Annotated in this window: 15 protein-coding genes; 5 read left to right on the forward strand and 10 right to left on the reverse strand. The window is 63.5% G+C overall.

What is annotated here, in order from left to right:
- Nucleotides 1-16: 16 nt before the first annotated feature.
- The 4 genes from LDO41_RS05190 to LDO41_RS05205 form a co-directional block, all read right to left on the reverse strand.
- Entirely contained in the window at nucleotides 17-607 is a 591-nt protein-coding gene (locus tag LDO41_RS05190; RefSeq protein ID WP_223984315.1) for a hypothetical protein, read from the reverse strand.
- Entirely contained in the window at nucleotides 592-1323 is a 732-nt protein-coding gene (locus LDO41_RS05195) for a methyl-accepting chemotaxis protein (RefSeq protein WP_223982839.1), read from the reverse strand. The genes LDO41_RS05190 and LDO41_RS05195 overlap by 16 nt, the downstream gene beginning before the upstream one ends.
- Nucleotides 1320-3701 (reverse strand): ATP-binding protein, encoded by a 2382-nt coding sequence (locus LDO41_RS05200; RefSeq protein WP_223982842.1) that lies wholly within the window; start codon nucleotides 3699-3701, stop codon nucleotides 1320-1322. The genes LDO41_RS05195 and LDO41_RS05200 overlap by 4 nt, the downstream gene beginning before the upstream one ends.
- A 398-nt stretch (nucleotides 3702-4099) precedes the next feature.
- Complete coding sequence (locus LDO41_RS05205; protein ID WP_223982845.1) at nucleotides 4100-4390, reverse strand: antibiotic biosynthesis monooxygenase family protein; 291 nt, start codon at nucleotides 4388-4390, stop codon at nucleotides 4100-4102.
- Nucleotides 4391-4593: 203 nt separating this feature from the next.
- On the opposite strand from LDO41_RS05205, the gene LDO41_RS05210 reads away from it, so the two are divergent.
- From LDO41_RS05210 to LDO41_RS05220, 3 genes are all read left to right on the forward strand, one after another.
- Nucleotides 4594-5166, forward strand: a complete 573-nt coding sequence (locus LDO41_RS05210) for a uracil-DNA glycosylase family protein (protein ID WP_223982848.1) — start codon at nucleotides 4594-4596, stop codon at nucleotides 5164-5166.
- Between the two features lie 186 nt (nucleotides 5167-5352).
- A complete protein-coding gene (locus LDO41_RS05215; RefSeq protein WP_223982851.1) occupies nucleotides 5353-5556 on the forward strand; it encodes a cold-shock protein in 204 nt (67 codons plus the stop codon).
- A 194-nt stretch (nucleotides 5557-5750) separates the two neighbouring features.
- Nucleotides 5751-6671, forward strand: a complete 921-nt coding sequence (locus LDO41_RS05220; protein WP_223982854.1) for a YihY/virulence factor BrkB family protein — start codon at nucleotides 5751-5753, stop codon at nucleotides 6669-6671.
- On the opposite strand, the gene LDO41_RS05225 is transcribed toward LDO41_RS05220, so the two are convergent.
- The 5 genes from LDO41_RS05225 to LDO41_RS05245 all read right to left on the reverse strand — a co-directional run bounded on the left by LDO41_RS05225 (nucleotide 6662) and on the right by LDO41_RS05245 (nucleotide 11593).
- Nucleotides 6662-7975: a phospholipase D-like domain-containing protein gene (locus tag LDO41_RS05225; protein ID WP_223982856.1), complete on the reverse strand. Its 1314-nt coding sequence runs from the start codon at nucleotides 7973-7975 to the stop codon at nucleotides 6662-6664. The two genes, LDO41_RS05220 and LDO41_RS05225, sit on opposite strands and share 10 nt — an antisense overlap.
- 109 nt (nucleotides 7976-8084) lie before the next feature.
- Entirely contained in the window at nucleotides 8085-9392 is a 1308-nt protein-coding gene (locus LDO41_RS05230; RefSeq protein WP_223982858.1) for an NAD(P)/FAD-dependent oxidoreductase, read from the reverse strand.
- Nucleotides 9389-10141, reverse strand: a complete 753-nt coding sequence (locus LDO41_RS05235; protein WP_223982860.1) for an amino acid ABC transporter ATP-binding protein — start codon at nucleotides 10139-10141, stop codon at nucleotides 9389-9391. The genes LDO41_RS05230 and LDO41_RS05235 overlap by 4 nt, the downstream gene beginning before the upstream one ends.
- On the reverse strand, nucleotides 10138-10809 hold the full coding sequence (locus LDO41_RS05240; RefSeq protein WP_223982862.1) for an amino acid ABC transporter permease: 672 nt from the start codon (nucleotides 10807-10809) through the stop codon (nucleotides 10138-10140). Before LDO41_RS05240 ends, LDO41_RS05235 begins: the two co-directional genes overlap by 4 nt.
- Before the next feature lie 4 nt (nucleotides 10810-10813).
- Nucleotides 10814-11593 carry an ABC transporter substrate-binding protein gene (locus LDO41_RS05245; RefSeq protein ID WP_223982864.1) on the reverse strand — a complete coding sequence of 260 codons (780 nt, stop codon included), beginning with the start codon at nucleotides 11591-11593 and terminating at the stop codon, nucleotides 10814-10816.
- Nucleotides 11594-11772: 179 nt separating this feature from the next.
- On the opposite strand from LDO41_RS05245, the gene LDO41_RS05250 reads away from it, so the two are divergent.
- Complete coding sequence (locus tag LDO41_RS05250) at nucleotides 11773-12585, forward strand: IclR family transcriptional regulator (RefSeq protein ID WP_223982866.1); 813 nt, start codon at nucleotides 11773-11775, stop codon at nucleotides 12583-12585.
- Nucleotides 12586-12592: 7 nt separating this feature from the next.
- Here LDO41_RS05250 and LDO41_RS05255 read toward each other — a convergent pair whose 3' ends face one another.
- Entirely contained in the window at nucleotides 12593-12898 is a 306-nt protein-coding gene (locus tag LDO41_RS05255; RefSeq protein ID WP_223982867.1) for a putative quinol monooxygenase, read from the reverse strand.
- A 218-nt stretch (nucleotides 12899-13116) separates the two neighbouring features.
- Here LDO41_RS05255 and LDO41_RS05260 point away from each other — a divergent pair, with 218 nt between their 5' ends.
- Nucleotides 13117-14223, forward strand: coding sequence for an FUSC family protein (locus tag LDO41_RS05260; protein ID WP_223982868.1), 1107 nt, complete (start codon nucleotides 13117-13119; stop codon nucleotides 14221-14223).
- The last annotated feature ends 5 nt before the right edge of the window (nucleotides 14224-14228 follow it).

Below are 14228 nucleotides of genomic sequence, written 5' to 3' on the forward strand. Positions count from 1 at the left end.
TTTCTCCTGCAGTATTTCAAAACAATTCGAGTTCACCGTCGCTCGTGGCCATCTCGACTTCGTGTCCCGCATGGAAGTCGATGGGCACGCGTGTGAACAGGCACATGGTCACGCCGACCAGCACCGCCTCGCCGCTCGCCGCATCGAGCGTCACGTCAAAATCCGCGCGATAGTCGGGCTTCAGACTGTCCACATGGTGCAGGCAATGGCCGTCCAGCACATACGGCGTGGACATGCCGAGGTCAGGGAAGTGCCCCACCAGCTCCTGATTGATGGCGCCACAGCAGAGATTGCCGAGCTCCAGCACCGCATCGCGGAAATCGTCAGCCGCGCCCGACGCAAAGTACCGCACCGATGCCGCATCGCCGAGGAAGCGCAGAAACAGCATGTAGCGGAAGCCCATCGACGAGATCGTCAGCGCCACCACGCTATCGTTTGGCGTCACCTCATCGGGCGTCACCTTGTCCGGCGTCACCTCGTCCGCGCGTACGTCCACCCGCGTAATCGCGCACGGCTCGCCGCTCAGCACCAGCCGCGCGCGCACGGCACGCTGCAACACGGTCTCGAAGCTCTGGCGTGCTGCCACGCTGATCATGCCGCCGCGCACTGACAGGCCTCCTCGAAGCGCTCGGCCAGTATCGCGACGCTGGCCAGCGACGCCGTCACCATCTTGCCGCCAGCCTGAATATCCTGAAACGTCGCCGTGGTGGTCAGATCGCTCAGATGCAGGCTGTCGCCATAGCTTTTCGACAGCGCCTCCGAACGCGCGGCCAGCGCGCGGACCTCGCTCGCCACCACGCCAAAGCCACGTCCAGCGGCACCCGCACGTGCGGCTTCGATCGAGGCATTGAGCGAGACGATCACCACGTGCCGAACGATCGAGGCCAGCTCCATGTTCTGCTCGTGCATGGCCTGATTGCGCGCCATCAGCGAGATCATCTGCTCATGCCAGCGCTCGAACGTGTGCGCAAGCCCGCGTAGCCGCGCCATTTCCTCGGCGATGCGGCGCGCCTGCTGCAGCGCGTCGGTCTGCTGCTGGCGGCTGCCCGACAATTCGGCATCGCGCGAGGCCAGTACCGCCGACTGCTCGGCCAATACGGCCTCCAACCCTTGCAGTTCCACTTGCAGCGCCGCCATGTCCTGCTGGCAACCGTCGAGCTCCGCGCGCAGTTCGGCGTTGGCCTGTTGCAGCGGCGTCAGTGCGTCGTCCTGCATCGCCTGCATGCGCGCGGCGGTGCGCTGGACTTCACGGCGCCACGCAAACCAGGCGAGCATGGCCACGATGCCCGCTCCCAGCAACGCGCCGATCAGGTACTCACTCATACTGTGTCCTTCCGTACGTGAGCGGACGTCTCGGCCAGTGCTGCCACGCTGTCCACCGCGAAGGTCTCGGGCAGGCTCACCACGGTCTGGAACTGCCGGAACGGCGCACCCACGTGATTGTCCGTAAAGCGCAGCGAGATATCGCCGCCCGAGCGCGACAGGAACTCGCGCACGGCGTCCATGCCGACGCCGCGGCCCGAAATCGCGGTCACGGTATCGGCGGTCGAGAAGCCAGGCTCGAAGATCATCGCGGCAATGGCCTCGTCACTGACCGTGGTATGCGAGGGAATCCATCCGCGTTCCACCGCGGTCGCGCGGATCTTGCCGAGCGCGAGGCCGCGGCCATCATCGGCCACCGTGATCTGCAGCGCCTGTCCATCGACCCCCGCCTCGATGCGGATGCGTCCGGCCACCGGTTTGCCCGCCGCCATACGCGCCTGCACCGTCTCGATGCCATGGTCGATCGCGTTGCGCAGCAGGTGCATAAAGGCGTTTTCCAGCATGCCGGTGACTTCCGCGCGCAGACGGTAGCCGTTGTCCTGAATGATGACCTCTGGTGCGGCCTTGCCCAGTTCCGCCGCCAGCGAGGGCAATGCCTCGACCACCGGCGTCAGCACGTCGTTCAGGCTGGTGGCATCGAGCACGCGCAGGATGCGGTGCACCGCCGCGCGCATCGACACGAGCTCGTCGAGGTTGTCGGTCCGCGCGCCCTCGAGCAGGCGCAGGCTGGCACGCACATGGCCCAGTCCGGCCTCGGGCTGCTGGGTTGCTGTCGCGATCGGCCGGCCCGGCGCACGCCGGCGGCCCAGCTTGTCCTCGTTGATCTCGCTATAACGTGCCAGCGTGTCGCGCACGCGTGCCACATCCTTCAGCAGCGCATCGGGGTTCCAGGGGTTGGCTTCGCGCTCCAGGCTGCGCAGCAGTTCGAGTCGCTGCTCGGCTTCGTGCACCACGTCGGTCAGGTGCAGGAGCTTGTAGGTGCGGGCATTGCCCTTGATCGTATGCATGTTGCGGAACAACGCGGCGATGGCGGCATCGTCGGCTTCCGTGGATTGCCGGATGATGTGCTCGTTCTCGTGCACGAAGCCGTGCGCGCTGTCCATAAAGCGATGGAATTTCTCTTCACCGACCGCCAGGATTTCGCCAATGATCTCCAGGCTGCGGCGCTGCTCGTCGGCTTCCGCCGCGAGTTCGCGCAGCTGAGTCACGTCGCGCACGCACAGCATCAGCCGCACGATCGTATCGCGCTCGTCGGTGATGGCCGACCAGCTCAGGTCCAGCACCTTGACCTGTCCGTCGGCAAGGCGCTTCTCGACTTCGGTCGGCAGCAGATGCTCGTTGAAGACGAAATTGATGCCGTCCTCACCCAGGCAAGCCCCGATAGCCGCATCCACCTGTGACGTTGCATCGGCGCCCAGCCCGGCGTCGGCGAACACCAGTTCCATGAAGTTGCGGCCGGCTATGTCGTCGGTCTCGAAGATCTGTTCGAGGTAGGCCGAGTATTCGGGATGCACGACGCCGCCCTCCACCACGGTCAGGATGCCCTGCTGCATGTTCTGCAGGATCGCCTGAATATCGGTGGTCTTCTGCCGCAGCAGCGAGGCGCTCTCCTGAATGCGCTCGATCATCTGGTTGAACGCGACGATCGAATGCCCGATTTCGTCCATGCGGCCGACTTCGATGCGGCGCGTAAAGTCCTGGCTCGTCGCAATCTCGCTCATGGTGGCCTGCATGCGCGTGAGCGGACGGGCAATCTGGCGATGGAGCAGCCAGCCGACCAGCGATAGCAATATCACGGCTGCCGCGCTGACGAGGCCGATCGTACCGGCCGCACTGTCCAGCTTGCCGTTGAGCGTGGCAATCGCGTCGTCCTTCTCGCGATTCTTTTCCACCCGCAGCGTATCGACGATCTTTTCCATCTCGTCGCGATAGCGCGCCACGTTGGCATACAGGAATGCCTGGGCAATCTCGTCACGCCCGGCCGCCTTCATCTCGGCGGTCTCGCGGATCGCATCGAAATAGTTGGCGAGACTTTCATCGGCCTGCGTCACCAGCCCTTTCTGCGCATGCGTGGCGGCATCTCGTGCCTGGCGCGCCAGCGCCTCGCGCAGCGCCGTCTGTCTGGCCTTGAGGTCCTCCTGCGCCTGCGCCAGCAGGTTGGCGTCCGGCGCATAGACCAGCGCCATGGTGGCCAACTGCACGTCCTTGACGAGCGACACGACGTCGGCCGAGGCCAGGGCGCTGGGCACCACGCCCTCGGTTACCGATTTCACTTCAGAGGCACTGGAACGTGTCTGCAGGACGGCGTAACCACCAATAGCGGTCAACGCCAGACACATCAGAACGATCAGCAGCACGATGCGCTGACGAATGGTCATGGCAAAGCTCCCCGGCATTACTAAAGTCAAGCCCCTTCAAGGAAGGGGAATCCGCCTTGTTCTGTGCAAGGCAATCAATCGATTGGGGAGATTATGTGAATTGACGTATGACCTCGGCATGACACCTTCCCATGCTGCCATGCCCCTCGGACGGGGGGCTTCGTGCATTGCAGAAATTTCCGATGCGCGAGGCGCGTTGAAATATCTACCGCACAAACGGCTGCTGCCTTAGATCTGATAAAAGTATCGTAGATGCGATATCAGACAGACACCGACATCGCGGCACTCTATCGGCTACTAATCTTGGTCTCAGGATCTGACCCATCCTGAATCACCCCCCGAATCACCCCCTGCTCGCCCGCCGGCCTCCGGCGGGCTTTTTTTTGCAGTGCCCCTCCTCAGCCCACCGTCTGCACATGAAAGACATTGGGCGCGGCCGCCAGCGTCGGCCCGAACTGATCGCGCCATACCTCGAAGGCCGGGCTCTGCAGGAAATGCACGACATGGTCCTCGAGAGTTTTCCACGTGACGATCAGCGTGTACGACAACGGATCTTCAAGACCGCGCAGCATCGTCGCATCGACGTAGCCGCGCGCGTCTTCCAGTACGTGCTTCGACTTCTTGAACACCCTCTCGAAGGCGCCGTCCATACCGGGCTGGATCGAGAATTGCGCGATTTCCTTGATCATTTTCTTTAAGCGATGGTTGAGTGGAACATCATGGTGTTGGCTAGCATAGCCACACGTTGATTCCCTGCTTTCGAGAATGACCGCTGTTCAGGGCCGCGCCACGCCGGCAGGCAGTCGCGTGTAAAATTCGCGCCGTGTCACGCCCTCGAAACACCACGTCCCTTCTCCCTGCGACGATCCCCATCGTCCTGCCGCAAGCCGACTTGCAGCGTGAGATTGCAGACTGCAAGCATTGCGCCGAACACCTGCAGGCGGGGCCCCGCCCGATCGTGCAGTTCAGCGCCACCTCCCGCATCCTCATCATCGGCCAGGCCCCGGGCTCGCGCGTGCATGCCAGCGGCGTGCCGTTCGACGACGCCAGCGGCGACCGCCTGCGCGAATGGATGGGGATCAGCAAGGACGAGTTCTACGATCCCGCGCGTATCGCGCTGATGCCGATGGGGTTCTGCTATCCGGGCCGCGGTGGCAGCGGCGACCTGCCGCCGCGTCGCGAATGTGCCCCGCTGTGGCATGACCGCGTGCTGGCCTGCCTGCCGGAAGACCGTCTGACCCTGCTGGTGGGCACCTATGCGCAGGCGCGCTACCTGCCCAAACAGAAGCCCAAACGATCGATGACCGAGGTGGTCAGGGATTTCCCTAGCCACGGTCCAAATGTGATACCGCTGCCGCATCCATCGTGGCGCGTGGTGCTCTGGATGCGCCAGCAGCCGTGGTTTGAGGCGGATTTGCTACCTGTTTTGCGGGCGGCAGTGCGATCCGGTTTACGGCACGACTAGGCACTTCCTTAAAAAGAATCGTTGACTTGCCGGTCGGGCATCTGTATAAACATTCCTCGCAGGATCTCAAGTTGTTAGCTCGAAGTACCTGGCGCTTAGCGCCACTTTCATTGTTGCTTCCTTGAACGTCATGCCTCGGTGGTGTTTCTGCCGGCCGAGAAACAATTAATTTTTTGGGAATCCAACATGGAAACCGGTACCGTAAAGTGGTTCAACGATTCGAAGGGCTTCGGCTTCATCACCCCGGACGCGGGTGGTAACGACCTCTTCGCTCACTTCTCCGAAATTCAAGGCAGCGGCTTCAAGTCGCTGGCTGAAGGCCAGAAGGTTCGCTACGTCGCTGGCGTGGGCCAAAAGGGCCCGGCTGCAACGAAGATCGAAGCGATCTAATTGCCGCTTGTTGGCTGACTTGTTCAGCTAACGATAAAAAAGACCCCGCTCTGCGGGGTCTTTTTTTTGCCTGCGTATTCGCCAGCATCCTCTCCGACCGCTGGCATCAACGCTGGCATCGATATTGCTCCTTCGAGCTATTCATTAGCTCGGCGCCTTCGCCAGCATGATCGCCCGAAGGTGCGCCACATCCCATGCAAAAATGGCTGGCTGGACTTTCCCATTCGAGAAACTTCTTCATCCTGCTCAAGGACACCGTCTCCGCCTGGCTCGATGACTATGCGCCCAGTATGGGCGCGGCGCTCGCCTACTACACGGTCTTCTCCGTGGCACCGCTGCTGTTGATCGTGATCGCCATCGCGGGCTTGGTATTCGGCGCCGACGCGGCGCGCGGCGCCGTCGTGGAGCAGATCGGCGGCATGGTCGGTACAGAAGGCGCTGAGGCTATCGAGGCCATGCTCGTTTCTCTGAACCGCCCGGGGGCCGGCACGCTGACGGCGATCATCGGCGCCATTACGTTGTTTGTCGGTGCGACCACGGTCTTCGCGGAGCTTCAGGACGCGCTGGATCGCATCTGGCGCGTGCCCGAACGCAAGAAGGCCTCGGGCATCATCGAACTGTTCAGGACGCGCGTGCTGTCGTTCGGCATGGTGCTAGGCATTGGCTTTCTGCTGATCGTATCGCTGGTGGCAAGCGCCGCCGTGGCCGCGCTGGGGCGCGCGTGGACCTCGTCCGACGAAGTCGAAGCGGTGGCGCACGGTGTCGACCTGCTGCTGAGCTTTGGCCTGACGACGATCGTCTTCGCCATGATCTACAAGATCATGCCGCACGCCAAAGTCCGCTGGCTCGATGTCTGGCTCGGCGCGTTGGTGACCTCGGCGCTCTTCACCATCGGCAAACTGCTGATCGGCCTCTACATCGGCAAGACCGGTGTCGCCACCGGTTACGGCGCCGCAGGCTCGCTGGTCATCGTGCTGGTTTGGGTCTACTACTCCGCGCAGATCTTTCTTCTCGGCGCGGAATTCACGTGGCTCTATGCGAACCGCTATGGGTCACGGCGCGACAAGGCCGCGCCTTCCGCGGAAGCGCCAGCACCCCGCGTTGCTCAGAGCTGAGATCCGATCAACGACGATATCGCGTCGCCGATTTTCTGGCGCCAGGGGCGGTTTTTCCAGGCGTCGTAGGTGATCTGGCGGGTGTGTTTCAGGTCGTCTTCGAAAATGGCCGTCTGCTCCGCGGCGAACCTGGCGTCGAGGATGTTGAGGGTCGCCTCATCGTTGAGGCGGAACGAGCGGTTGTCGAAGTTGGTAGAGCCAACCGAGACCAGCAGGCCATCCACGATCATCACCTTGCAGTGGTACATCGTCGGCGTGTATTCGGCGATCAGGGCGCCTGCCTGCAGCAGCTTGCCCCAGCGCTGTCGCGATGCCGCTCTTACCGCCTCCGAGTCGATATGCTCGCCGGGCACGATGATGCGCACGCGCACGCCTCGGCCGATGGCCGCCAGCAGCGCATTCTCTGTGACCTTGTCCGGCACGAAGTAGGACGCCGACAGGTCGATCGACACCTTGGCGGCGGTAATCGCTAGCTGGTACATCAGCGCCATGCTCTCGCTGCCGCCCGTGGGCGAACTGCTGAACATCTGCGCGTGGCCGTCTCCTGCTGGCTTGGCGAGCGGAAAGTACGCGGGGCCATGCGACACGCGTCCCGATACCTTGATCCAGTTGTCAACGAACACCGACTGCATCTGCCCCACCACGGGCCCTTCCACCTCGAAGTGCGTATCGCGCCAGTGGTCGGGGTCCTGCGCATTGCCGGTCCACTCGGGAGCGATGCCGACCCCGCCCGTGTAGCCGAGCACGCCATCCACGATCAGCAGCTTGCGGTGCGTGCGGTTGTTGAGCTTGCTTAGCGTGTACCACCGCACGGGGTGAAACATCCGCACTTCGACACCCGCATTCGTCATGAGGTCGAGCACGGATTGCTCGACCTTGGAGCTGCCCACCGCGTCGAGCAGTACCTGCACCTTGACGCCATTGCGCGCGCGTTCGCTCAGGGCCTCGGCGAATGCCTTGCCGATATCGCCTGACCAATAGATATAGGACTCGAAATTGATAGTCTGGCGCGCCTGCCTGATGGCACCCAGCATGGCCGGGAAGATCTCGTCGCCATTGCGCAGCACGCGATAGCGATTGCCGCCGATAAACGGCGGCCCGAGCAGCACGCTCATCTCATGCGAGAACTGCGGATCGTCGATGCTGTACACCCGATCCACCCGTCGCTCGATGCGCCGGTCATCGCCCGCGATGTTCCAGACGATGGCACCGCAGATAGCCGACAGCACGACGAGCGCGACCAATGCGACGAAGGAAACCGCAGTGCGCGGGTAGATGCGTCCGGAGTGATAATGGCGGGTCATGTCATGGGGCCATCGATGGCGCAAAGCTGTGGCGCCCATGATTTCATTCGCGGCGGGAGAACGCCATCGGCGCCCCTCCTACATCGGTAGCGCCCGCGGCACTTTCACGCTAGCCGAACCGGTCTAGCAGGCTGTACCACGCCACGCCCGCGGCCACGTAGAAGCGTTGGAGTTGATGCATCGGAATGCGCACGATGGGCGAGATCGGGTACGGGAACGTGTCGCTCGTGCCGGTCAGGCGCGCGGCGATATGCTTGCCGAAGCTCGTGCAAAGCGCAATGCCACGGCCATTGCAGCCGATGGCCACGGTGACGCCCGGGGCGGGCTCGTGCACGTGCGGCATGAAGTCGCGCGTGACCGCGATGCGGCCGCTCCAGCGATACGCGTAGTCGAGCGGGCCCAGTTGCGGGAAGAGCAACTCCAGCGAGCGCTCGAGATGCGCGAAATCTTCCGGGCCCCGCGGCTCCGCGAAGAAGCCGCGCCCGCCCATCAGCAGCCGCCCTTCGCTGTCCTTGCGGAAATACAGCAGCAGCCGCTGCGACGTGGAGGCGGTTTCGCCGCGTGCGAGGATCGATTCCGCCGCGGCGGACGTCAGTGGCCGCGTGGCGACGATAAAGCTGTTGGCCGCGAGCACTGTGCTCGACAACCCGGGCCAGAGCGGACCGGAATAGCCGTTGGTGGCAATCACCACGTGCTCGGCCTGCACCGTGGCGCCGGAGGCGAGCGTCGCCTGCCATCGGCTCTGCCCCTGCGATGCCAGCGGTGTCAGCGCCACCACCGCGCTGTCGCCATGGATGGCGGCACCGGCTCGCAACGCCGCTGCCGCCAGCCCGCGCGTGTATGACAGTGGCTGAATGGCGCCCGCGCGACCATCGAGCCAGCCGCCGACGAACGCCTCGGTACCCACGCGGCGCGCCACGGCCGCACGGTCGAGCAGCTCCACCTTGACGCCGCGCCGCTCCCACTGCCGTGCGCGCGCATGCATGCCGGCCACGGCCTTGTCCGCATACGCGAGCTGCAGCCAGCCACTGCGCACCGGATGGCAATCGATGCCATGACGGGCGATGAGATCGAACACCAGGTCAGCAGAACCCGAGATGGCATCGATCAACGGCTCGGCACGCGCGGCGCCGAGCTTGCTCACCAGCTCGTCGGGATCGTACTTGAGCGTGGGATTGACCTGACCGCCGTTGCGCCCCGAAGCGCCCCAGCCCGGCTCGTGGCTATCGACGACGCAAACGGAGACGCCGCGCTCGGCAAGATGCAGTGCCGTGGATAGTCCGGTGAAGCCGGCACCGATCACGAGCACATCGGTGCGCCGGGAGGTGGTCAGCGCCGGCGTGGACGGTGCCGCGATTGCGGTGGCGGCCCACAGCGACGGCGGCAACGATGGATCGGAGGCGTGAGGCACCTTCATGCCGCATCTCCTGCCGCCACAGGCTTCTGCAATACGCGGCGCAGGAAGTCCTGCGTGCGCGCCTGACGCGGCGCCCCCAATACCTGCGCGGCCGGCCCCTCTTCCTCGATCTTGCCGCCGTGCAGAAAGCAGACGCGATCCGCCACCTCGCGCGCAAAACCCATCTCGTGCGTGACCACGATCATGGTCATGCCTTCGCGAGCCAGATTGCGCATGACCTCGAGTACATCGCCAACCAGTTCGGGATCGAGCGCCGAGGTCGGTTCATCGAACAGCATCGCTTCCGGCTGCATCGCCAGCGCGCGTGCGATGGCCACACGTTGTTGCTGGCCACCAGACAGCTGGGCCGGATGCGCCGTGGCCTTGGCGGCCAAACCCACCTTGTCGAGCAAGGCCAGCGCACGCTCGCGCGCCGCATCTTTCGGCTCGCCACGCACATACACAGGGCCTTCCATCACGTTCTCCAGCACCGTGCGATGCGGAAACAGATTGAAGCGCTGAAACACCATGCCCATGCGGCTGCGCAGACGATGGATGTCGCGGCCGTCACGATCGACGCGTTCGCCGAATGCACGGATCTCGCCCCCTTCGTACGACTCGAGTCCATTGATGCAACGCAGGACCGTCGACTTGCCGGACCCCGATGGCCCAATCAGGCACACCACCTCGCCCTTGTCCACGTGCAGGTCCACACCGTGCAGCACCTGATGGTCGCCAAAGCGCTTCTGCAGGTTCTTGATATCGATCATGGCCGCTTCCTTCCCGCACCGAAGCGGATTTCCACGCGACGCAGCGCGTACACGAGCGGCAGGCTCATCAGCAGGTACAGCAGCGCCACGAGCGTGTACACCGTCATGTTCTGGAACGTCGACGACGCGATCAGCTGGCCCGCGCGCGTCATCTCCGCCACCGTGATGGTCGAGACCAGCGACGAATCCTTGAGCATCATCACGAGCGTGTTGCCGTACGGCGGCAGCGCGATACGGAACGCCTGCGGCAGGATCACGCGCCGCAGGATCAGCGGCCCGCGCATGCCCATCGCCTGCGCGGCCTCGCGCTGGCCCGGATCGACGGCTTCGATGCCCGCCCGAAAATTCTCGGCCTGATACGCCGAGTACGCGATGCCAAGCCCGATCACGCCAGCCTGAAATGCGGTCAGGTGGATGCCGGCATCGGGCAACACGAAGTAGATATAGAACAGCTGCACGATGATCGGCAGACCGCGAATCACGTTGACGATGGTCGAACCGGTGGCCGCTACCGCGCGCACCGGTGACAGCTTCATCAACGCCAGGCCCAGCCCCAGCACGCTGCTCAGCAGGAACGACAGCACGGTGACTTCCACCGTGACCACCGCGCCCTTGAGCAGGATCGGCAGGAATTCGCGGGCGTTGTCGAGGAAGGTCGCAACTACCATCGCGTTACATGCCCCACTTCTGCACGATCTTCGCCAGCGTGCCGTCGGCCTTGATGGCCGCGATGGCCTTGTTCAGCCGCGCCAGCGTCTCGGTATCGCCCTTGCGCACCACCAGGCAGACATCACCGACGTTGACGGCCTTGTAGCTGTTGACCAGCTTCACGCCCGGAAACGCGTTCTGGCGAATCTGATAGGCGATGAGCGGTTGATCGCCGAGGCCGGCCTTGATGCGGCCCAGCGACAGATCGCGCGACATATCGGCGATCGAGTCATAGCTGCGGACTTCCTTGAAGATGCCCTTCTTGTTGAGCATGTCGAGGAACACCGTGCCAACCTGCGCCCCGACCACCTCGCCCTTGAGGTCGTCGAGCGAGGTGTAGGCCTTGGCGTCATCGGCCTTGACCATCAGGCCTTCGCCATACGAATAGATCGGGTCGCTGAACGACACCACCTGCTCACGCGCCGGCGTCTTGAGCATGGCTGCGGAAATGATGTCGATCTTGTTCGAGGTCAGCGACGGGATCAGGGCCGAGAACGCGGTCTGCTGCACGTTCACCTTGAAGCCGCCCGCCTTGCCGACCGCGGTGACCGTATCGACCATCATGCCTTCGATGGTGTTGGTCTTGACGTCGAGGAACGTGAACGGAACGCCCGTGGCGGTCGCGCCCACGTTGAAGCTGGCCGGTGCACTGCCTTGCGCCCACGCGCTGAGCGAACCGAGCGAAACAGTGCCGGCCAGGCACAGAAACAGTGCGTGACGGCGAAGGCGATTGACGTTGGACATGCGAACTCTCCTTGGCAAGGGGGTCTGAGGGGCGCGCCTTGGTGCGCGGTACTGACGCTACGCAACCTGCATGCCAATATTCGATGAACATCGATCATCTTTTAATTCTCGAAAACCATTAGTTGCATCATACGAATCGATATGCGATTCTTCTTGCATCGTTTCGTTGATCATGTGTGATGCCTAAATCTCAATCGGAAGCCCCGTCGGACAGTGACGCCCCGGCCAATTCGCTCTTCAATCAGTCGTTGGAGAAGGGATTGGCGGTGCTGGCCGCGTTCAGCGCGTCGCGCCGCACGATGACCATTGCGGAGATCGCGGAGGTGGCGGGCATCAACAAGAGCTCCGCGCAGCGGATGGTGTTCACGCTCGAGCAGCTTGGCTATCTACGCAAGCATCCGCAGACGCGGCGCTATCAACTTACGCTGCAGGTGATGAAGGTGGGCTACAACTACCTGGCGGCCGATCCGCTGATCGACGTGGCCAACCCGTTTCTGTCCGAGCTGACCAAGGTCACGGCGGAGACCACGTGCCTGACCGAACCCGACGGCGACGAGATGGTCTACCTCGCGCGCTTCGTCAGCGCGCATTTCGTACCGGTGCATATGCCGATCGGCAGTCGTATCCCCATGTACTGCACGGCCTCGGGCCGCGCATATCTGAGCGCCCTGCCCGAAGGCGAGGCGCGCGCGCTGGTGGAGCAGTCGGCAAGAGTGGCGCATACCTCGTTCACGCTGACATCGGTCGACGATGTCATGGCCGAGCTGCAGAAAGCGCGGCTACGCGGTTATGCGATGAATTCCGAGGAGCTGTTTCTCGGCGATATGACCATCGCCTCGCCGATCCTCGGCGGCAAGGGCCGGCCGATTGGCGCGATCCACGTGGTGGCCCCCACCGCGCGCTGGAATGTCGAGGATACCGAGCGACGGCTGGGGCCGCCGCTGTTGCAGAGCGCACGGGCCATCAGCAGCTCCGTACGCACGCTGGGCTAACGCGCGATCAACCTGCCAGATCACGTACCTGCACGGGCTCCGCCACCACCGCGACGCGCGTCGCCAGATCATTGACGCGCGACAGGTAGTGCTGGAAATGCGGTGTGGCGCGGTGATGATCGACCGCTGCCGCGTCTGCGTAGAGCTCGTCCAGTACAAAGCGATTCGCATCCGACGTATCGCGCCAGATGTCCCAACGCAGGTTACCTGGCTCGGCACGGGACGGTGCGACCATGGTCGACAGTAACGCCATCAAATCTTCGGACAGGCCTTCCTTGGCCGTCAGAATGGCCATGATCTTGTGATGCGCCATAGTCGCGCTCCTTTCGTGGTTGAGGCTGCGGTTACGCTACGCGTCGCTCCATCGTATTCAAGCAATCGGACGACGGTTGTTAATCGTGGTTAAACCCGCACGCGTGCGGTGGAACTGGTAACGACAAGGGCAGCGGCAAGCGCCGGTTACGCTGCTCCCGCCCGTACAATACTCCGGCAAACCTGCAGCTTCCGCCTGTACTCCAGGAGAGTCGGACGATGAAAGAGATGCTCCTGCTCGCCCTCCGGAATACCGTTCATGCATTCCGGTCCGAACTGGATATCGCGGTCTTCCTCGCGCGCGGTGGCAAATGCCTGCTGGCGATGCTGGCCGTGATGCTTGCGGCGGGCGCCTCATGGCTGCTGCATCAGCCCGAAGCCTGGTGGGCGGCGATCTGCGCGTTCGCGCTGACCGGTACGGCGCCAGGCCCCGCGTGGGCACGCGGCATCCAGCAGATTGCCGGCACCTTCTGCGGCACCGTGTTCGGGATTCTGCTGGCGCCGCTGGCATTGCGCGGCCCGCTTTCGTTTATCGCGCTCAGCACGTTGTTCGCCACCGCATGCCTGTATATCGCGGCCAAGCGTACCGCCAGCTTCTTCTGGATTCTTTGCGCGGCGCTGTTTGTCTATATGGTTTCGATCCTTCTGGCGAGCCACGGGACCGATGCCAGGCCACTCGCAGTCGCCATGTGGATCAATGCGGCGATTGGCACCGGCGCCTACCTGCTGGTGATCACGATAGCCGCGGCCATTCTCCCCGGGCAAGACCCGGAGGGCGCCAGGCCAGGTGCAGCAGCGGCCCCCTCCGGCGGCCCGGTCGATGCGGTCAGCGACGCCACGCTCGCACTGGTATGCGCAATGTCACTGGCCATCCTGTCATGGATTGTCTACAGTTTCCCGTCCGCCGGTCTCGCACAGGCCATGACCACCACCATCGTGGTCCTCGCGGTACCGCACAAGAAGGAGAGTGCACCTTCGCTGTACGACGTCAGCATCCGGATCTTTCACCGGCTCCTCGGATGCCTGCTTGGCGCCGTGGCGGTGGTCCTGATCCTGCCGCTCGCGGCGGGCAATTATCTTTATTGCCTGATCGCACTGTCCGTGCTGGTTACCGTGGCTTGTCACCTGCGACTGGGACACCCCGACGTCAGCTACCTCGGTGCGCAGTTCGGTGCGGTCTCGATCCTGGCACTCGTGCATGATCGCCACGGGCTCACCGATGACGTCACCACCGCCGGCCATCGGCTGCTCGGCATCGTCATCGGCAATATCGCCACCGCGATCGCGTTTGTCGTCGTGCATCGACTGCTATCGAAAAGGGCATGAGCACG

Origin of the sequence: Cupriavidus pampae, assembly GCF_914271485.1 — a bacterium.
Taxonomy (GTDB): Bacteria; Pseudomonadota; Gammaproteobacteria; order Burkholderiales; family Burkholderiaceae; genus Cupriavidus; species Cupriavidus pampae.